The 19221-nt window shown below is 49.0% G+C and carries 19 protein-coding genes, 2 tRNA genes and 2 other RNA genes; 8 read left to right on the top strand and 15 right to left on the bottom strand.

Annotation, left to right across the window (positions count from 1 at the left end; all coding sequences use genetic code 11):
* The first annotated feature begins 10 nt into the window (after window positions 1–10).
* Window positions 11–1300: an adenosylmethionine--8-amino-7-oxononanoate transaminase gene (gene bioA / locus BMX14_RS06535; protein WP_092674481.1), complete on the top strand. Its 1290-nt coding sequence runs from the start codon at window positions 11–13 to the stop codon at window positions 1298–1300.
* A gap of 87 nt (window positions 1301–1387) precedes the next feature.
* Here the strand turns inward: bioA and pgl are convergent, their stop codons facing one another.
* The gene (pgl, locus tag BMX14_RS06530) at window positions 1388–2380 is read right to left on the bottom strand and encodes a 6-phosphogluconolactonase (protein WP_092674479.1); all 993 of its coding nucleotides are present in this window, start codon (window positions 2378–2380) and stop codon (window positions 1388–1390) included.
* A gap of 136 nt (window positions 2381–2516) precedes the next feature.
* On the opposite strand from pgl, the gene BMX14_RS06525 reads away from it, so the two are divergent.
* Entirely contained in the window at window positions 2517–3335 is an 819-nt protein-coding gene (locus BMX14_RS06525) for a pyridoxal phosphatase (RefSeq protein ID WP_092674475.1), read from the top strand.
* 36 nt (window positions 3336–3371) lie between these two features.
* Here the strand turns inward: BMX14_RS06525 and BMX14_RS06520 are convergent, their stop codons facing one another.
* Window positions 3372–3512: an AcrZ family multidrug efflux pump-associated protein gene (locus BMX14_RS06520; protein WP_048911819.1), complete on the bottom strand. Its 141-nt coding sequence runs from the start codon at window positions 3510–3512 to the stop codon at window positions 3372–3374.
* Window positions 3513–3674: 162 nt separating this feature from the next.
* Here BMX14_RS06520 and modF point away from each other — a divergent pair, with 162 nt between their 5' ends.
* The 5 genes from modF (at window position 3675) to gpmA (ending at window position 9732) form a co-directional block, all read left to right on the top strand.
* Window positions 3675–5147 (top strand): molybdate ABC transporter ATP-binding protein ModF, encoded by a 1473-nt coding sequence (gene modF / locus BMX14_RS06515; RefSeq protein ID WP_092674473.1) that lies wholly within the window; start codon window positions 3675–3677, stop codon window positions 5145–5147.
* 479 nt (window positions 5148–5626) lie between these two features.
* Window positions 5627–6673 (top strand): UDP-glucose--hexose-1-phosphate uridylyltransferase, encoded by a 1047-nt coding sequence (locus BMX14_RS06510; RefSeq protein ID WP_092674470.1) that lies wholly within the window; start codon window positions 5627–5629, stop codon window positions 6671–6673.
* On the top strand, window positions 6673–7824 hold the full coding sequence (galK, locus tag BMX14_RS06505) for a galactokinase (protein ID WP_092674785.1): 1152 nt from the start codon (window positions 6673–6675) through the stop codon (window positions 7822–7824). Before BMX14_RS06510 ends, galK begins: the two co-directional genes overlap by 1 nt.
* Window positions 7818–8837 carry a galactose-1-epimerase gene (locus tag BMX14_RS06500; protein ID WP_092674468.1) on the top strand — a complete coding sequence of 340 codons (1020 nt, stop codon included), beginning with the start codon at window positions 7818–7820 and terminating at the stop codon, window positions 8835–8837. The genes galK and BMX14_RS06500 overlap by 7 nt, the downstream gene beginning before the upstream one ends.
* A gap of 142 nt (window positions 8838–8979) precedes the next feature.
* The gene (gpmA, locus tag BMX14_RS06495) at window positions 8980–9732 is read left to right on the top strand and encodes a 2,3-diphosphoglycerate-dependent phosphoglycerate mutase (RefSeq protein WP_092674466.1); all 753 of its coding nucleotides are present in this window, start codon (window positions 8980–8982) and stop codon (window positions 9730–9732) included.
* A 34-nt stretch (window positions 9733–9766) separates the two neighbouring features.
* Here gpmA and aroG read toward each other — a convergent pair whose 3' ends face one another.
* Window positions 9767–10822: a 3-deoxy-7-phosphoheptulonate synthase AroG gene (gene aroG, locus BMX14_RS06490; protein WP_092674463.1), complete on the bottom strand. Its 1056-nt coding sequence runs from the start codon at window positions 10820–10822 to the stop codon at window positions 9767–9769.
* Window positions 10823–10920: 98 nt separating this feature from the next.
* Window positions 10921–11637: a nicotinamide riboside transporter PnuC gene (pnuC, locus tag BMX14_RS06485; RefSeq protein ID WP_092674461.1), complete on the bottom strand. Its 717-nt coding sequence runs from the start codon at window positions 11635–11637 to the stop codon at window positions 10921–10923.
* 157 nt (window positions 11638–11794) lie between these two features.
* Here pnuC and BMX14_RS06480 point away from each other — a divergent pair, with 157 nt between their 5' ends.
* Window positions 11795–12559, top strand: coding sequence for a DUF3750 domain-containing protein (locus BMX14_RS06480; RefSeq protein WP_177173105.1), 765 nt, complete (start codon window positions 11795–11797; stop codon window positions 12557–12559).
* Window positions 12560–12640: 81 nt separating this feature from the next.
* On the opposite strand, the gene BMX14_RS06475 is transcribed toward BMX14_RS06480, so the two are convergent.
* The 11 genes from BMX14_RS06475 to ybgC form a co-directional block, all read right to left on the bottom strand.
* Window positions 12641–12763, bottom strand: a non-coding RNA gene (locus BMX14_RS06475) — RtT sRNA.
* A 46-nt stretch (window positions 12764–12809) separates the two neighbouring features.
* Window positions 12810–12932: non-coding RNA, RtT sRNA (locus tag BMX14_RS06470), on the bottom strand.
* A gap of 47 nt (window positions 12933–12979) precedes the next feature.
* Window positions 12980–13055: transfer RNA gene (locus BMX14_RS06465), tRNA-Lys, on the bottom strand.
* A 37-nt stretch (window positions 13056–13092) separates the two neighbouring features.
* Window positions 13093–13168 (bottom strand) — tRNA-Lys (locus BMX14_RS06460).
* A gap of 166 nt (window positions 13169–13334) precedes the next feature.
* Entirely contained in the window at window positions 13335–14126 is a 792-nt protein-coding gene (gene cpoB / locus BMX14_RS06455) for a cell division protein CpoB (protein WP_092674456.1), read from the bottom strand.
* A 9-nt stretch (window positions 14127–14135) separates the two neighbouring features.
* Window positions 14136–14666 (bottom strand): peptidoglycan-associated lipoprotein Pal, encoded by a 531-nt coding sequence (pal, locus tag BMX14_RS06450; protein ID WP_092674454.1) that lies wholly within the window; start codon window positions 14664–14666, stop codon window positions 14136–14138.
* Window positions 14667–14710: 44 nt separating this feature from the next.
* Window positions 14711–16006, bottom strand: a complete 1296-nt coding sequence (gene tolB, locus BMX14_RS06445; protein ID WP_092674451.1) for a Tol-Pal system beta propeller repeat protein TolB — start codon at window positions 16004–16006, stop codon at window positions 14711–14713.
* 112 nt (window positions 16007–16118) lie between these two features.
* Window positions 16119–17537, bottom strand: a complete 1419-nt coding sequence (tolA, locus tag BMX14_RS06440; protein ID WP_092674449.1) for a cell envelope integrity protein TolA — start codon at window positions 17535–17537, stop codon at window positions 16119–16121.
* Window positions 17538–17562: 25 nt separating this feature from the next.
* Window positions 17563–17991, bottom strand: coding sequence for a colicin uptake protein TolR (gene tolR, locus BMX14_RS06435; RefSeq protein WP_092674446.1), 429 nt, complete (start codon window positions 17989–17991; stop codon window positions 17563–17565).
* A gap of 14 nt (window positions 17992–18005) precedes the next feature.
* Window positions 18006–18692 (bottom strand): Tol-Pal system protein TolQ, encoded by a 687-nt coding sequence (tolQ, locus tag BMX14_RS06430; RefSeq protein ID WP_092674443.1) that lies wholly within the window; start codon window positions 18690–18692, stop codon window positions 18006–18008.
* Window positions 18689–19093: a tol-pal system-associated acyl-CoA thioesterase gene (gene ybgC / locus BMX14_RS06425; protein WP_092674441.1), complete on the bottom strand. Its 405-nt coding sequence runs from the start codon at window positions 19091–19093 to the stop codon at window positions 18689–18691. Before ybgC ends, tolQ begins: the two co-directional genes overlap by 4 nt.
* Between the last annotated feature and the right edge of the window lie 128 nt (window positions 19094–19221).

Here is a 19221-nt window from a genome sequence, read left to right as displayed (position 1 = left end):
TACAACAATTATGTTCCCGACAAAAGATAGTGAATTCGATCGTTATCACCTTTGGCATCCCTATACCTCAATGCTTAATCCTCTTCCTTGTTACCCCGTCGCCTCTGCCCAAGGCTGCTGTATTACCTTAGAAGAGGGTCAAGAGTTAGTGGAGGGGATGTCTTCGTGGTGGGCCGCGATTCACGGTTATAATCACCCGCGATTGAATCGCGCGATGACGGATCAAATTACCAAGATGTCTCACGTCATGTTCGGCGGCTTGACCCATCGCCCAGCGGTGGAACTTGGGCGTGAATTATTGGCGATTGTGCCGACTGGGCTAACTAAAGTCTTTTTAGCCGATTCGGGATCGGTCGCGGTCGAAGTGGCAATGAAAATGGCGGTGCAATACTGGAGTGGGACATCGCAGAACAAGCAAAAATTTTTAACGCTACGCGGCGGCTATCATGGCGATACCTATGCGGCGATGTCGGTGTGTGATCCCGAAAACTCGATGCACTCACTTTGGCAGGGTTACTTACCCGAGCACCTATTTGTCCCTGTTCCGCAGTGTGCGTTTGGCCAGGCATGGGAGGAAAGTGAAGCGGATGCGCTCCGGGCCGCCTTTACCGAACATCATCATACTTTAGCCGCTGTGATTTTGGAGCCTATTGTGCAAGGAGCCGGAGGGATGCGCTTCTATCATCCTCAACTCCTTAAGCGAGTACGGGAACTCTGTGATCAGTACGATGTACTGTTAATTGCCGATGAAATTGCCACTGGCTTCGGGCGAACAGGTAAGATGTTCGCCTGCGAACACGCTCATATCTCGCCAGATATCCTTTGTGTAGGTAAAGGCCTAACAGGTGGCACGATGACACTTGCCGCGACCCTGACCACCGATCGTGTGGCAGAAGGCATTAGCCGTAGCCCTGCTGGCTGTTTTATGCATGGCCCGACGTTTATGGGGAATCCCCTCGCCTGCGCCGTAGCGGCCGAGAGTTTAAAAATCTTAGCCGAAGGCGCGTGGCAGCAGCAAGTAAGCAGTATTGAACAACAACTTAACGCTGGACTCGGTCCGTTAATCCATCATAGAAACGTTAAAGATGTCCGGGTATTAGGCGCTATCGGTGTAGTTGAGTGTCACCGCGCAGTTTCGATGGCGGAAATTCAAGCTTTCTTCGTTGAAGCAGGCGTGTGGATAAGACCTTTCGGAAAACTGATTTACCTTATGCCCCCCTATCTGATCACTGAACAGCAACTCGCGCAATTAGTGGCGGCAATCGCGGCAGCGGTAGAGCAGGACGCACTATTTCGGTAATCGGTGGGGGAATAACATAGGTCGACACTTGGCTGACTTTCTACTCAGTTGCTGCAAAAAAGTGCCACCTCGGTGGCACCTTTCGCTTTATGCAGGCGTATGGGCAATCGCCCACATCGGTCCCTGACCTGCCGCATAACGGCCCAAGTCGGTCAGCTGTCCGCTTTGCTGGTCAATACGGTAAACCGCGACATGATGAGATTTTTGGCCCGTTGCGATTAAGAACTGCCCTGCTTTATCCAGGGTAAAACCCCGTGGTTGGGTTTCTGTCGGGTGGAAGCCCACTAGAGTCAAGGAGTCACCTTGCGCAGAGACAGCGAAGATAGTCAGTAAACTACTGGTACGATCGCAGGTATAAAGGAACTTACCATCCGGCGTGAGATGAATATCCGCCGCCCATGGCGTGCCCGTGAAATCATCAGGTTGAGTCGGCAGTGTCTGCACGACCTTGTCATTGCCTTGACCTAAGGCGATCACCATAACCGTACTGTCGAGTTCATTGATAGTGTAGGCAAACTGGCCTTGGGGATGGAAAGCCATATGGCGCGGGCCAGCCCCTGCCGCAGACTCGATTTGCGTAGCGTTAGCGTCATCTAAACTTTTGTCTTCACGCAAAGGATATACACAAATACGGTCTTGTTTTAACGCGGGCACGTAAAGCTGGTTATTGGCTAAGTTGATATTGGCGGAGTGACAACCGTCTAACCCTTTCAAGACTTGGGAAGGTGAGGTAGGTTGACCTTCAGCGCCGAGCTTACCATAACTGACGAAGCCATCATGGTAATAGCCAATATACAGAGCCTCTCCCTCGCGATCCGTAGCAAGATAGGTCGCACTCCCCGGCAGCGCCGCTTCATCTAACCAAGTCAGTGACCCCGTTGCGCCGATTTTCCACGCCGCCACACGGAAGTCAGGCTTTACGCCCGCATATAAAACTTGCTGGCGAGGGTTAATGGCTAACGGCTGCGGTTGGCCAGGTGCGTTAACCGTTTGCAGTAACGACAGCTCTCCCTGTTCAGACAGTTGCCATACATGGATCTCTTCACTTTCTGGGCTAGCAGTATAAATAACTTGTTTCATGCGCTCTCCTTAACGTTTGTTAGATCTAGTTTGCACCAATTCTATAATTGTAACAGTGATTTTGTGCGGGATTTGCTGCTTCGCTCGATTCGGGTGTAGACTTTTTTTAGACATCATACAATTAGGTGACGCTATTATGGATTATCGAGTAATCGCAGTAGATTTAGATGGAACCCTCTTAACCAGTCAGAAACAGGTACTTCCAGAGTCGATTGAAGCCCTAACCCGTGCAAAAGCGGCGGGCTATCGAGTATTAATTGTGACAGGTCGCCACCATAGCGCAATTCATCCCATTTATCAGGCCTTAGCACTAACAGATCCCGCCATTTGTTGTAATGGCACCTACTCTTATGATTACCAAAAACGTTCGGTAATTAATAGTGACCCGCTTCCCGCTGAAGATACTGAGATTGTGATCGAGGCTCTGCGCCAAGCGAAAATCAAGGGGTTACTGTATGCGGGTGATGCCATGTATTACGAGCAACCCACCGCACATGTCATCCGTATGCAGGCTTGGGCGGAACAGTATCCGGCAGAATTACGCCCGGTATTTCGTCAAGTTAATGACCTTAGATCGGTGATAGAAAGTGGTGAACCCTTATGGAAATTTGCATTAGCCCACGCTGACTTGGCGCAATTACACAGCTTTGCAGACCGTGTGGAAGCTGCCGCACAGGTGGTATGTGAGTGGTCATGGACAGATCAGATTGATATTGCTAAACGCGGTAACAGTAAGGGTAAGAGACTTGCAGAATGGGTGAGCGCACAACAGCTCTCGATGGATCAAGTCGTCGCCTTTGGCGATAACAATAACGACTTAAGTATGTTAGAGCGTGCGGGAATTGGGGTAGCGATGCAAGAAGCGAAACAGGAAATTAAGGATCGCTGTCAGGTGGTGATAGGGAGTAACGATGCGCCATCTATCGCGCAATTTATTGAGTCGAGGCTTCTATAAGAATTCTGCCTATGCCGAACAGGCATAGGCGACACATCAGGCTGAGTTTTTTTCGTTTTTCGTTCCAGAAATTAGGTTGAATAGCTCACCCAATCCCCAAATTAAACCCAAAATAACGGCCATCAGTACAGGTACCATGATGATCGCCATCAGCAAACTTTTCAGCAGTTCCAGCATAGTCTTATCCCTTCGGCGTCTAAAACCCTTATTTTAACGAGACTCGAGCAGCGTGGATACCGCTTTTTGTGCCTTTATTCTGTTAAGCCCCTACCAAGCAAGGATTGACAAGGCCGGAGCGGGCCGCTAAAACTAAGGTAAATGCACAATACGGAACAAAATATGAAAATATTGCATATTTCGCAATGTACGTTTCATCGAGGGGAACACTGGTCGTTGCATATTGACACGCTCCATTTAACAGCCGGCGAGAGTATCGCTCTAGTGGGCACCAATGGCAGTGGTAAATCTTCACTCGCTTTAGCGTTACAAGGGGAACTCCCTAAGGCTAAGGGAACCTTCGAAAATCACTTTACCTCACCGACGCGACTTTCCTTCGAACAGCTTTCCGCATTTGTCAACCAAGAGTGGCAACGCAATAATAGCGATCTGTTTAGCGAGGGGGAGAATAGTGATGGAAAACTCACGCGGGATGTTATTCAAGAAGCTCACCAAGATAGCGCACGCTGCGAAGCTTTAGCCGAGCGCTTTGGTATCACATCACTGCTTAATCGCCCGTTTAAAGTACTGTCGACGGGGGAAACGCGTAAGACATTATTGTGCCAAGCCTTAATGGGCGAACCGGATCTCTTAATTCTCGATGAGCCTTTCGATGGGCTGGATGTCGAATCGCGTGCCGCCCTGCAACAGCTCTTGCTAGCGTTACAGCAACAGGGGCTTACGTTGGTTTTCGTGATTAATCGCTTCGAAGATATCCCGCCATTTGTTGACCGAGTCGGGTTACTGATTGAAGGCGACTTACAGCCTTTAGCAGCGCGTGAGCAAGTGTTAGCGGATAATGTCGTGGCACAACTTCACCATCTCGAGCAGTTGTCAGCCATACAACTTCCTGAGCGCGACACGCCTGTTACCGTTCCAGCGCAGCCCTCTTCTACGCCATTAATACGCTTAGTGTCTGGCCGTGTCTCATGGGATGATAATGTGATCATCAATAACCTCACCTGGCAAGTGAATCCTGGAGAACATTGGCAGATCACGGGACCTAACGGTGCGGGGAAATCGACGTTACTCAGCTTAGTGACTGGCGACCACCCACAGGGCTACAGCAACGATCTGACGCTATTCGGCATTCGTCGAGGCAGTGGTGAGACCTTGTGGGATATTAAGAAGCATATTGGATATGTCAGCAGCAGCTTACACCTTGAGTACCGCGTCAGCGCCTCAGTCCGTACCGTTGTCCTCTCTGGCTATTTCGATTCCATTGGCCTCTACCAAGTTCCAGGCGACCGCCAACAGGCACTCGCTGATCAATGGCTCGCGTTGATCGGGATCGCCGCTGACCAGGCACACCTCCCCTTCCATGACCTATCGTGGGGCCAACAACGGTTAGTGCTGATTGTACGGGCCTTGGTGAAACATCCTCAATTACTTATTCTTGATGAGCCTTTGCAAGGATTGGATGCGCTCAATCGTCAGCTGATCAAACAATTTGTCTCGATGCTGATCGACCAAGGTACCACACAGCTACTCTTTGTTTCTCATCATGCAGAAGATGCCCCGCGCTGTATCACTCACCGTTTGCGCTTTGTCGCAAATGGGCGCGGGGGTTATGATACTTTACAGGATAGTCTTTAGATTGACGTTACCCACTGTTCAGGCAGTGGGTTCTATCACTGAAATAATTGCTGACGGTATTCTTAGACGATGAAAGTGATAGGCTAAGGGAGCCATGAATTCGACACGTTCAAAGAGACAGTCCTGGTTTTGACAGCTACTACGCTGATACCTCATAGAGGATATCTATAAGCCCCGCCAGATCCTTACCGTCTCCTTAACCTACCGTTCAATAATCCCCCTATTTCACGTTGGGGAACCTTTAAGGTTACATTGCCCTTAACCCCACACGCCTACCCCATACTCTACTTAACGCGATGACAGTATCTTCGAACTAAGATGTAACCGATTACACATAATATTATTTTCTAGACATATAATCGCCTTATAGCCTTTAATATTCAGTGTAAACGCTTCCATAATTACTAGCATGATCACAAAAATAAGGCCGTGCTCATGCTACGCTTGATTCATTACGGCTTAATCATTACGAGACGACTATGCAAACCTTTGATCCCCTCGACCATCCCCATCGCCGGTTTAACCCTCTTACCGGTGAGTGGGTATTAGTTTCCCCCCATCGCGCGAAGCGGCCATGGCAAGGTGCTGAGGAGACGGTGAGTCCTCAACAGTTACCGCAACATGACCCAGAATGCTACCTTTGTCCGGGGAACACGCGAATTAATGGCGAGTTGAATCCTAATTACGATGCACCTTTCGTCTTCACTAACGATTTCTCGGCTTTATTACCCGATACGCCCTCCTCGGAAGAGTGTGAAGACGAATTATTCCAATTAGAAAGTGCGCGTGGGATCAGTCGAGTTATCTGCTTCTCCCCCGATCACAGTAAAACGCTGCCAGAATTACCACTTTCCGCTATCAGCCAAGTCATTCAGGTATGGCAAGCGCAGCTGACAGAGCTGGGAAACACTTACCCATGGGTACAGGTTTTCGAAAATAAAGGAGCAGCAATGGGTTGCTCAAACCCTCATCCTCATGGCCAGGTGTGGGCAAATAGCTTTATTCCTAATCAAATCGCTACCGAAGACCGCCAGCAACGTGACTATTATCAACGCCATCAGCGTCCTCTTTTATGGGACTATGCTCAGAAAGAGCTGCAGCAAAAAGAGCGGCTGGTCGTTGAAACTGAACATTGGATCGCCGTCGTTCCTTGGTGGGCGGTGTGGCCATTCGAGACCCTATTATTACCTAAAGCCAAAGTGGCTCGTTTGACCGAGATCTCTACGGCACAGCGCGATGATCTTGCCCTAGCCCTAAAACAGCTAACCAGTCGCTACGATAACCTATTCCAGTGTTCTTTCCCCTACTCTATGGGCTGGCATGGTGCACCTTTTACCGATGAAGAGAGTACGCACTGGCAGTTACATGCTCATTTTTACCCACCACTCCTGCGCTCCGCGACCGTGCGTAAATTTATGGTGGGGTATGAAATGTTAGCAGAAGTCCAGCGCGACCTTACCCCTGAACAAGCCGCGGAACGCCTACGGTCCGTGAGTGACCGCCACTTTCGAGAGACTCCACAATGATGACTGAACTCAAACAGCGCTGTGAACAGCGTTTTCAGCAGTATTTCGGCTATGCGCCAACCGATTTTTTCCAAGCGCCGGGGCGCGTTAATCTTATTGGTGAGCATACCGATTATAACCAAGGCTTTGTGCTGCCTTGTGCCATTGATTACCAAACCGTCATCAGCTGTGCCAAACGTCAAGATAACCAAGTACGAGTGATTGCCGCCGATTACGACGATCAATTGGACGAATTCTCTTTGGATGCGCCAATCGAATTTCATCAGTCTGCGATGTGGGCAAATTATCTGCGTGGAGTAGTCAAACATTTACGCCAGATTAATGACCAGTTTCAAGGAATGGATATGGTAATCAGTGGTAACGTACCACAAGGTGCTGGGTTGAGTTCCTCTGCTTCCTTAGAGGTTGCCATTGGTACCGCTATCAAACATTTATGGCAACTGCCCATCACCCCTGTCGACATTGCGTTGAATGGCCAAGCGGCCGAGAACCAGTTCGTCGGCTGTAATTGTGGCATTATGGATCAGATGATTTCGGCAATGGGTCAGGCTGACCATGCCTTGTTACTCGATTGCCAGTCGCTTGAAACAAAATCGGTTTCAATGCCAAACGACATTGCGGTATTGATTGTGAATTCCAATTTCCGACGGACACTGGTAGGCAGTGAATATAATCTGCGTCGCGAGCAGTGTCAGCAAGGGGCCGCCTTTTTCGGCCAGCAATCATTACGTGAGGTTGCATTGGAGACCTTTTACGCCCGCGAAGCAGAAATGGACCCTACCGTTGCAAGACGCGTCCGCCATATTTTAACGGAAAATAAACGCACTTTAGAGGCTACAGAAGCGCTGAATCGAGGTGACTTAACACGAATGGGGCAGTTGATGGCCGAGTCACACAACTCCATGCGCGATGACTTCGCAATAACCGTTCCACAGATCGATCGTTTAGTTGAGTTATTGCAAGCAGCGATCGGTGAGGAAGGCGGCGCGCGTATGACCGGTGGCGGCTTCGGCGGCTGTGTCGTTGCGCTGTTACCCTCACACAAAGTCGAGGCAGTTAAAGCCGCCATGGCCGATCATTACTTTGCCGCAACGGGAATCAAGGAAACTTATTATCTCTGTCACGCTTCACAAGGAGCTAGCCCATGTTAACCTCAATGGCCCTCGCGCCCGACGGTCAACCCTTTAACCTCGCCGAACTGCGCAATGCACAAGGAATGGTTGTACGCTTTATGGACTGGGGAGCAACCTGGCTGAGTGCGCAAATTCCACAAACGGATGGCCGCTTTCGTGAGGCACTCCTTAGCTGTGGCTCACCTGAGCGTTATCTGCAACAATCCGCTTATCTTGGTGCAACGGTGGGACGATATGCTAATCGTATTCGTAATGCTTATTTATCCCCCCTCAATTGTCAGCTAGCAACGAATCAAGGTCCTCATCAACTTCACGGTGGGCCAGTTGGATTGAGTCATCGTCGCTGGCAACAGGTTAGTCAGACAGAGAATACCTTGGTCTATCGTTTGCATTCTGCCGAGGGCGACCAAGGGTTTCCCGGTAATCTCGATATCGAGTTAACCTTAACGCTGAATGACGATAATCGTCTCGATTTCAGTTTTAGTGCACACTCAGATGCCCTCACCCCGCTATCGTTAACCAACCATGCCTATTTCAATCTTGATGGAATACAAGGCGATATTCGAGCACACCACCTTGCCCTGTACGGCTCATCTTTCCAACCGGTCGATGCTGACGGTCTTCCTGATGGCGACTGTTTACCTGTCGCCGACACTGCATTCGATTTTCGCTCGCCTAAAGCGCTCGCCCAAGACTTTTTAGCGGACCGTTATCAACAGATAACAGGCGGTTATGATCACGCTTTCGTCGTCGATCCTCATGAGGCAGACCAGCCCGTTGCGACGCTCAGCGCCGCTGATGGCCAGTTACAGATGAATCTGTTCAGTAGCGAACCCGCGTTACAGCTCTATACCGGGAACTACCTGTCAGGAACGCCTTCCCCTCAAGGGGAATACCAAAACTATCAAGGTATTGCGTTAGAACCAGGTTATCGTCCTGACGCGGCGAACGACACGCCACTGGCGGGATGTTGGTTACCGGCAGGAGAAATCCGACAGATTCGTTTTGGATATCACTTTATCAGTGCTTAAAAAGCCACCGCAAAGGTGGTCAGAGACTTACGCGACGCGCCCTTTTCCGCTATGGTAGTGGCAGTAGTGTCTCTTGACCGAGCAGTAATCGCGGTGAGAACCATTTTTACAGTGAATGATTAATCATTGAAGGAGCTTTACGATGGCAGTAACTAAGCTTGTACTGGTCCGCCACGGCGAAAGCCAGTGGAACCAAGAAAACCGCTTCACCGGTTGGTATGACGTTGACCTTTCTGAAAAAGGACGTGGAGAAGCGCAAGCTGCGGGCAAACTTCTCAAGCAAGAGGGGTTCACATTTGACTTCGCTTACACCTCTGTTCTCAAACGTGCCATTCATACGCTCTGGTCTGTGTTAGATGAGCTTGACCAAGCTTGGCTCCCTGTTGAAAAAAGCTGGCGTCTGAATGAACGTCACTACGGTGCGCTGCAAGGTCTGAACAAAGCAGAAACCGCAGAAAAATACGGTGACGAGCAAGTTAAACAATGGCGTCGTGGCTTTGCCGTCACACCACCAGAATTAGAGCGTTCTGACGAGCGTTTCCCGGGCCATGACCCACGCTATGCGTCACTGAGCGCTGAAGAGCTGCCAGTCACCGAAAGCTTAGCAACCACCATCGAGCGCGTTATTCCCTACTGGAATGAGACCATCCTGCCGCGTATTAAGAGCGGTGAGAAAGTGATTATCGCCGCACATGGTAACTCCCTGCGTGCAATGGTTAAATATCTTGAAGGTCTTTCGGAAGACGAGATCTTAGAACTGAATATCCCGACTGGCGTGCCATTAGTTTATGAGTTCGACGAGAATTTCAAACCCCTGAAACGCTACTATTTAGGTGATGCCGAGGAAGTGGCTGCCCGTGCCGCGGCGGTCGCGAACCAAGGTAAAGCGAAATAAATAAATAAAAAAGGCCGGAGTATCCGGCCTTTTTTTAGGCTTGACGACGTGCTCGTACTGCCTCGGCTAATTGTTTCAACACTTGCTCGGTAGCAGGCCAACCGATACAAGCATCCGTGACGCTCTGACCATAGGTTAGGGGCTGTCCGCTTTCTAAACTCTGGTTACCCTCTACTAAGTGGCTTTCAATCATTACGCCCATAATAGCGTTATCGCCCTGCGCGATCTGCCCAGCAACATCCGTCGCAACGTCCATCTGCTTTTGATACTGCTTGGAGCTGTTGGCATGACTAAAATCTATCATCACCTGCGCCGGTAAACCTGCTTGGATCAGGCCTGCCTTTACTGCGGCAACATCTTCCGCGCTGTAATTAGGCGTTTTGCCGCCTCGAAGAATAATATGGCAATCTTTATTCCCTGCGGTCTCCACGATCGCCGAGTGGCCATATTTGGTTACCGATAAGAAGCAGTGTCCAGCAGAGGCTGCATTGATGGCATCAATCGCCACTTTGATGGTGCCGTCGGTACCATTTTTAAAACCAACGGGGCAAGAAAGACCAGACGCCAATTCACGGTGTACCTGTGATTCGGTGGTACGGGCACCAATCGCCCCCCAGCTCATCAAGTCGGCCAGGTATTGAGGGGTGATCATATCGAGAAACTCACCCGCGGTCGGCATACCTAGGTCATTAATATCCAGAAGTAGCTTACGGCCGAGTCGTAATCCTTCATTGATATCAAAGCTACCGTCCATATACGGATCGTTGATCATTCCTTTCCAACCCACGGTCGTGCGTGGTTTTTCAAAGTAGACACGCATAACGATTTCTAACTCACCTTTTAATTCATCCCTTAAGGCGAATAGACGTTGTGCGTACTCCATGGCGGCAGTTGTATCATGAATCGAGCAAGGGCCAATGACGACAAGCAATCTATCGTCTTGTTGCTGCAAGACCTGCTGAATAGCTTGACGGCTTCTCGCCACTGTTTCAGCGGCACGATCCGTTGCAGGAAATTTCTCTAGTAATGCCACTGGCGGTAAAAGTTCTTTAATGTCGGTGATCCGTAAATCGTCGTTTTTATAGCTCATTATTATTCCATCACGATAAGTGTGCTGTTGTCCTAGCGATACTCTAACGTGCCGCTGTCAAACTGCAAACCCTAATTACGACTTTTTCCCTTAGGGGATCAAGAAGTGTGTGGACCGTTATTCTGGGCGGCTTTGCTCGACCAGAGTCGGACACCGTTAATCGCGATCAGCGTGAGGATCATATATTCAATCGACATGGCATAAACCCCTTGTAGAGTAAAGATTGCCACGCTGATGAGGTTGATCACTACCCAAAGTATCCAGTTTTCTACCCATTTACGTGTCATGAAAATCATCGCTACGACCGATAAGATCGTCATACAGGCATCCCAGAAGGGATAGGCATCGGGTTGCAATACGGGAAGCTGAGCCTCTAGCCCAAATTGATTGAGAAGAATGACGGTAAGTCGAGCAAATTGGCCAAAAATAGTATCAATAAAGAATGTCATCACCAGAATAGCGATGATCGAGACCGCCAACCAAGCCGTCCGCGCCCGCGCGCCCAGCCAACGAATCTGCAGTTCTGCCTGCTGTGAAGCCGTTTGTCTAGTCCAAGCATACCAGCCGTAGACATTGGCCAGTAAGAAAAATATTTGTAGAAGGAGGCTGGAATAGAGCTGAATCTGATAAAAAATGACCGCAAACAATAAAACATTAATAATACCGAAGAGATAATTGATGACTTTCTCTTTGCTTGCCAACCCGATACAGAGTAATCCACACAGGGTGCCCACCGCTTCTATCCACGAGAGATCGTAGCCCTGCTTACCCAAAGGAATATGCACTAACAATGTATTGATACTGAAAAAATTCATCGCGGAACCTCATGTTTAGTATACTAAACAACATACCTGAAGTGAGAAGGTTTGTCTTTTAATTCCTTAATTTTACCTACGCCCCCAAGATAAGTTGTGTTTCCGTGATGGCTTCCTACACTTTACCTTACCTACATCCGATTAAGGGAGCATGATTATTCTTATGCTACGTCGATGCCTACTCGCCTATGTCATCATAGCGCTGTTAGCGTTACTCGCCAGCTACCTCACCGACAGGGCGGCTAATCGTCCAGTCGCGGGAGACAGCTGGACCACAGCACGTCGAGACTCTGCACAACTGTTAGCTGACCCGAGGTCGATAAAGGATCGCGCTCTGGTCGCGGTATTCGCAGCAAAGACCTATGGCTGGCGCGGGCACTTTGCCGTGCACACGTGGCTAGTCTTCAAACGTCGTGGGGAGACCCACTATACGCGTTATGACGTTATTGGCTGGCGAAGCAGTGATCTGATCAGGAAAGACTATACCCTTGCCGATGGCTATTGGTATGGGGCCCGTCCACATATCCTGGTCGCGCATTCTGGACAAGCCGCTGAGGCCATGATCCCGCGCCTTGAAGAGGCTGTTCGCAGTTACCCCTACCCGCATACCTATCATGCTTGGCCTGGCCCGAACAGCAATACCTTTATTGCTCACATCGGCCGTCAAGTTCCCGCACTTCAATTGAATATGCCCGCCAATGCGATAGGTAAGGATTATCGCCCCTTAACCCATCCAATCGGTCGCCCGCCTTCGGGTAAAGGGGTACAACTGTCGATATTAGGGCTATTGGGAATCAATCTTGGCGAACAAGAAGGGATTGAATTCAACTTATTGGGGATGGATCTAGGGGTAAACGTCTCACCGTTGCAAGTTCGACTCCCCTTCATCGGCAACTTACCCGCAGAACACAGTGAGCCTTAACGAGTTTATTTGAGATAAAAAAAAACCGCGTCAGCATTCACTGGCGCGGTCATTACAAGAGACTTGGCTCGTGTAAGAATTTGGTGGGTCGTGCAGGATAACTCGCTACGCTCGCCCTACGGGTCGTTGCCAAGGGCAACGCTGTCTCACTGCGTTCGACTCGAACCTGCTGCAGGTTCTCATCCTTCACGGTTTAACACTGAGCGTTGGAACGAAAAAAAAGCACCGGAAGGTGCTTTTTTACTAAATTTGGTGGGTCGTGCAGGATGACTCGCTACGCTCGCCCTACGGGTCGTTGCCCGTGGCAACGCTGTCTCACTGCGTTCGACTCGAACCTGCTGCAGGTTCTCATCCTTCACGATTTAACACTGAGCGTTTGGAACGAAAAAAAAAACCCGGAAGGTGCTTTTTTACTAAATTTGGTGGGTCGTGCAGGATTCGAACCTGCGACCAATTGATTAAAAGTCAACTGCTCTACCAACTGAGCTAACGACCCATCTTAAATCATTCTGGAAAATCAGTCCCCACTTAAGTGGTGGGTCGTGCAGGATTCGAACCTGCGACCAATTGATTAAAAGTCAACTGCTCTACCAACTGAGCTAACGACCCAATTTTCCTTGCCTAAAACACTGTTTAAGTTTGTCTCGGCAACGGCGGCATATATTACTGATTTACCGAGACAGCGCAACCATTAATTCAAAATAAATCATCAGTTGCTTACCTTTACAGCGACACGGACACTATTCAGCCAGAAATTGCTGAAAAAATCTTAACATTACTCCGCTAAGGCTTTTTGCGCCGCTTTCGCCGAAGGCGTATTAGGATAGAGCTGAATCACCTGTTGCCAAACCGATTTGGCTTTATCCAGCTGATTTTTATCCTTCATGATTGTACCGATCTTCAACAAGGCTTCTGCCGATTTCGGAGATTTAGGATATTTTTTCACTACCGTCGCAAAATAGTAAGCGGCATCGTCTTTCTGCCCCTTATTATAATAGAGCTGCCCTAACCAATAGTTAGCATTTGGCTGGTAAGTGGAGTCTGGATATTTCTTAACCCAAGCCTGTAATGCAGCCATCGCATCGTCAGGCTTGTTCTGTTTCAACGCCAAGTCGACCGCCGCGTTGTAATCTTTATTTACATCGCCCGTCTGGGTTCCCACCTGACCTGCAGAGTCGCTAGCAGATGAGTCGCTAGAAGCCGCCTGTTGACTGCTCTGCGTCGAATCGGAAGTGGAAGCAGAGGCAGCCGCCCCACGACTACTTAGGGTGTCGATTTGTTGATAGAGCTGTTTTTGCCGTTCAACCACTTGATTCAGTTGATAGCTATTTTGTTGGATCTCGCCACGCAGCGTATCAATATCACTTTGGGTATCGTTCAACTGCTGTTGCAATTGTTGGAGAAGTTGAGATTGTGCGTTAGAGATTCGTTCGAGGGTGGTGACACGGTCTTCGGTAGATCCCGAGCCAGCGCTACTGATTGACGCCTGGGCATGAGCGGCCGGAACGGCCGCTACGCCAATCAGTAACGACAGACCCAATGTATGAAGTCTGAAGTTACTAATCATAGTTTTCTCTTAGTATACCAATACAGCACGACGGTTTTTAGACCATGCAGCTTGGTCGTGACCTAAGACTGCTGGTTTCTCTTTACCGTAAGAGACGATAGACATTTGGTCTTCGCCTACGCCTTTACCTTGCAGGTACATTTTAACTGCGTTAGCACGACGCTCGCCTAATGCGATGTTGTATTCTGGCGTACCGCGCTCATCCGCATGACCTTCGATAGTCACTTTGTAAGATGGGTTGCTACGTAAGAAGTTAGCGTGTTGATCTAACATCTGTGCAAACTCAGGCAGGATGTCGTACTTGTCCAGACCAAAGTAAACAATGTTGTTTTGTTGCAGCTGTTGCATCTGCAGACGAGCTTGCTCATCTGAAGACATATTACCGTTGCTGCCGTTGCCAGACATGCCGTTACCGTAAGCGCTATCTGCACCAGTGGTAGAGCCTGATTGGTCATTGTTGTTCTTATGAGAAGAACATGCAGCAACCGCTAACACTGGCAGAGCCAGCAGTAAACCTTTCAGCACTTTATTGAATTGCATTTCGAAAATCCTATTATAGTTTGCCATACATATTTACACATGCATCACAGATACGGCGACCAGGCAGGGAATTTTACCTGTCCATCAGTCGTCGGAAGACGCGCTTTGAAACGCCCGTCGGTCGAAACCAACTGCAATACGGAACCATAACCCTGTGTGGAGCTATAGATCACCATCGTGCCGTTAGGTGCTAGACTTGGCGTCTCATCCAGATAAGAGCTAGACAATGTTTGTACTGCTCCTGACTCTAGATCTTGTCGAGCGATGTGTTGCGCACCACCTGCAGTGCTTACCATCACCATTGATTTACCATCGGTTGCCACATCAGCGTCTTGGTTTTGACCACCTTGCCAAGTGATACGCTGTGGTGCGCCACCGTTGATATTTAATTTATAAATCTGCGGCAGTCCACCTTGGTCAGACGTGTAAGCAATGTTCTGACTATCAGGGAACCACGTCGGTTCTGTACTATTATAACGGCCATTAGTAATTTGACTAATTTGGCCTGATCCTAAATCCATCACATAAAGATTTAAGCTACCGCTTTTAGACAACGCAAATGCCAATTTAGTCCCATCGGGCGAGAAGGAAGGCGCACCGTTGTGGCGTGGGAAAGAGGCAATTTGACGAATACTGCTGTTCGATAATGTTTGTACCACTAGAGCCGAACGACCACTTTCAAATGTCACATACGCGACTTTGCTACCATCTGGCGACCAGGCTGGAGACATCAATGGTTCGCTTGAACGATGTACCACAAATTGATTATAACCGTCATAATCTGACACGCGCAGTTCGTAACGGAATTGGCCACCATTGGTTTGGACCACATAAGCGATGCGCGTACGGAAAGCACCCTTAATGCCGGTTAACTTTTGGAAGACTTCGTCACTTGCTGTGTGAGCGGCATAACGTAACCATTGCTTGGTGACTTTATACGAGTTCTGAGACAACACGGTACCCGGTGCGCCCGCAGTATCAACAAGTTGATAGCTAATTTGATAACTTCCATCAGCATTGCCTTTAACTTGTCCTACAACTACTGCATCAATACCCAACGCTGACCATGCTGCAGGTTGTACCTCTTGAGCACTCGTCGGTTGTTGTGGGAGTCGAGAACGATCTAGAGGGTTAAACTTACCGCTATTACGTAAATCTGCCGCGACGATACCGCCGATATCTTCAGGGCCTGAACCACCGCCACTCCATTGGAAGGGAACAACACCAATAGGACGAGCCGTATTTACCCCTTGAGTAATTTCAATATGTACTTCTGCTTGCGCGACAGCCGCCCACACTAGCAAAAAAAAGCTCAACGTTATTCGTAATGCCTGTTTCATTTAATCTCCCATATCTGAGTAGTGGCTCATGATAAGTAGTTTCCTAATATCTAAAGATCGCTAATGCGATACTCCAGCCTTCCCTGTCGCCACAGGTCGTGTTACAACAAACTCATTGACCCGGTTTAAAGGTAATAGTTGCTTCTTTCACCGCCGCCCAGACCTCTTGACTCGGCGGTTTCGGAATATGGGCCAAACGCGAAGCGGTAAGTGCCGCTTGGCATAGCGCCAGATCGCCTCCTGCCGAGGTTGCAGAGATTAATAATCCATCGGGCGCTAATTTTATGTGTACAGAACATTGTTTACCGGCATAGTTATCTGCATCATAAAATTTACTCTGAATCGCACTTTGTACTTGACCAAGATAGCTCTGAATCGCTGCACCGGAAGCCCCTGATTTTTTCTGATTCCCCTCTCCGGAAGCACCACCTCTTTCAGCAGATTTCGGCGCATTTTTTCCGGACGATAACCCCCCAAGCAGATCATCAAGTGCTGCATCACTTTTCGCAGCTTTCGCTTTTGCGTCTGCGGCGGCCTTCGCTTTAGCATCGGCTTTCGCCTCAGCAGCCGCTTGAGCTTTAGCCTCTTGAGCGGCTTTCGCTTTCGCCTCAGCAGCGGCTTTAGCCTTAGCTTCTTGAGCGGCTTTCGCTTTTGCCTCAGCAGCCGCTTGAGCTTTAGCCTCTTGAGCGGCTTTCGCTTTTACCTCAGCGGCAGCTTGAGCTTTAGCCTCTTGAGCGGCTTTCGCTTTTGCTTCAGCGGCAGCTTGAGCTTTAGCCTCTTGAGCGGCTTTCGCTTTTGCCTCAGCGGCAGCTTGAGCCTTGGCCTCTTGAGCGGCTTTCGCTTTTGCCTCAGCGGCAGCTTGAGCCTTGGCCTCTTGTGCGGCCTCAGTTTTTGCTTGCGCAGCAGCTTGCTTGGCTTGTTCAGCCGCTTCGGCTTTCGCTTGCGCAGCCGCTTGCTTGGCCTGTTCAGCCGCGTCGGCTTTTGCTTGGGCAGCCGCTTGCTTAGCTTGTTCAGCCGCGTCGGCTTTCGCTTGCGCAGCAGCCTGCTTAGCTTGTTCAGCCGCTTCAGCTTTCGCTTGGGCAGCCGCTTGCTTCGCTTGTTCAGCCGCGTCGGCTTTCGCTTGCGCAGCAGCCTGCTTAGCTTGTTCTGCCGCCTCGGCTTTGGCTTGCGCAGCGTCTTGCTTCGCTTGCTCTGCGGCCTCGGCTTTCGCTTTAGCAGCCGCTTGCTTAGCTTCTTCGGCCGCTTCCTTTGCCTGCTCCGCCGCCTCAGCTTTGGCTTGGGCTGCGGCTTGCTTCGCTTGTTCAGGCTTGGACTCGCGCTGACTCTGCTTAGATGCGTTATATTGTTCGACTACAGCACCAGGATCGACCATCACGGCGTCAATGTCACTGCCGCCACCGCCACCAGAGCTTGTTTCGATATGTTCATTCATTGAGCTAATGATCAGTATAGCGATTAACACAATGTGCAGCGCTATAGAGATGATTACCGCTCTTTTCAACTTATCGTTTTGTTCCGTTAACTTCGACACTCACGATTCCCGATATGATTCGCTATTAAATGGGTTGTGTCATCAAGCCCACTGATTTTACTCCTGCTTGATGCAGTAGATTCAGTGCCTTAATAATTTCGTCGTACGGTACTTCCTTCGCCCCACCAATTAGGAAAACCGTTTTAGGGTTTTGTGCCAACTGACGCTGCGCTTCATTAACTACCTGTTCAGGAGGTAGTTGTGACATACGGTTGTGATCCACAACAATACTGTATTGACCGACCCCTGCAACTTCGACGATTACCGGAGGGTTATCGTCGCTCGAAACCGTTTTAGAGTCTGTTGCATCGGGCAGGTCTACTTCAACGCTTTGCGTAATAATCGGTGCCGTAGCCATAAATATCAGTAATAGAACAAGTAATACGTCCAATAACGGTACGATATTAATTTCTGATTTTAAGTCACGACGTCCGCGACCGCGCAATCTAGCCATGAGTCAACCCCTGATTACTTAGTCATTTCGCTGTTATAAGCCTGACGGTGCAAAATGGCAGTAAATTCTTCTGCGAAATTGTCGTAACCTTGCTCAAGCTTATTCACGCGCTGAGTCAAACGGTTATAAGCCATGACGGCAGGAATCGCCGCAAAAAGACCGATAGCGGTAGCAATAAGGGCTTCCGCAATACCTGGCGCAACCATTTGTAACGTCGCTTGTTTGACCGCGCCTAATGAAATGAAGGCATGCATGATACCCCAAACAGTACCAAATAGACCGATATAAGGGCTGATAGAACCGACAGTGCCTAAGAAAGGAATGTGCGCCTCTAAGGTTTCCAACTCACGATTGGTCGAGATACGCATAGCACGAGTCGCCCCTTCCACCACCGCATCAGGAACTGGGCTATTAATTTTATGCAAGCGTGCAAATTCTTTAAAGCCAGAGTAGAAAATCTGTTCGGTACCCATTAACTCGTCACGACGAGTCAGGCTTTCTTGGTATAACTTGGAGAGGTCAACACCAGACCAAAATTTCTCTTCAAACTCGACAACTTCACGAGATGCCGCATTGAGAATCCGAGTACGTTGAATAATAATAGCCCATGAAACAACGGAAAAAGCTATTAAAATCAACATGATGAATTTGACCAAAAGGCTAGCCTTAAGGAACAAATCAAGAATATTCATGTCAGTCACTGCGTAAACTCCGCGACAATAAACGTAGGAAGCGCTATTGGCTTCATCTGGTGTAAATTAATGCAGGCAATCAACACCTCTGCTTCATTAATTACTTTTCCTTTAGCGTCTAAAATACGTTGCAGAAAAGTAATGGTAGCGCGTGTCATCTTGACGATTTCAGTCGTCACCTCAAGCATATCGTCTAAACGCGCAGCCGCCCGATAATCGACACTCATTCTTCGAACGACAAAACCCACTTGTTTTTCGAGAAGAAATTGTTGATTAATCTCTTTAGCACGTAACATTTCTGTTCTCGCACGTTCGTAAAACGCAATATAGCTAGCATGATAAACCACGCCTCCGGCATCAGTGTCTTCATAGTAAACTCTGATTGGCCAACGAAACAGCATTTGACTCACTCCACATCCCTATAATGGTGTAAACTCCGCTACTATACGCAAGAGCATTGAGCTTGGGAATGGGGCAAAGTCTGCTTAATAAAATAATTATTTTTCTTTACGTTTTGATGTTGCAAAGCTAAAACCCT

Origin of the sequence: Rosenbergiella nectarea, assembly GCF_900111105.1 — a bacterium.
In the GTDB taxonomy this organism is placed as follows: domain Bacteria; phylum Pseudomonadota; class Gammaproteobacteria; order Enterobacterales; family Enterobacteriaceae; genus Rosenbergiella; species Rosenbergiella nectarea.
Note: the sequence above shows the minus strand (reverse complement) of the source record. Positions and strands in the feature narration are given on the sequence as shown.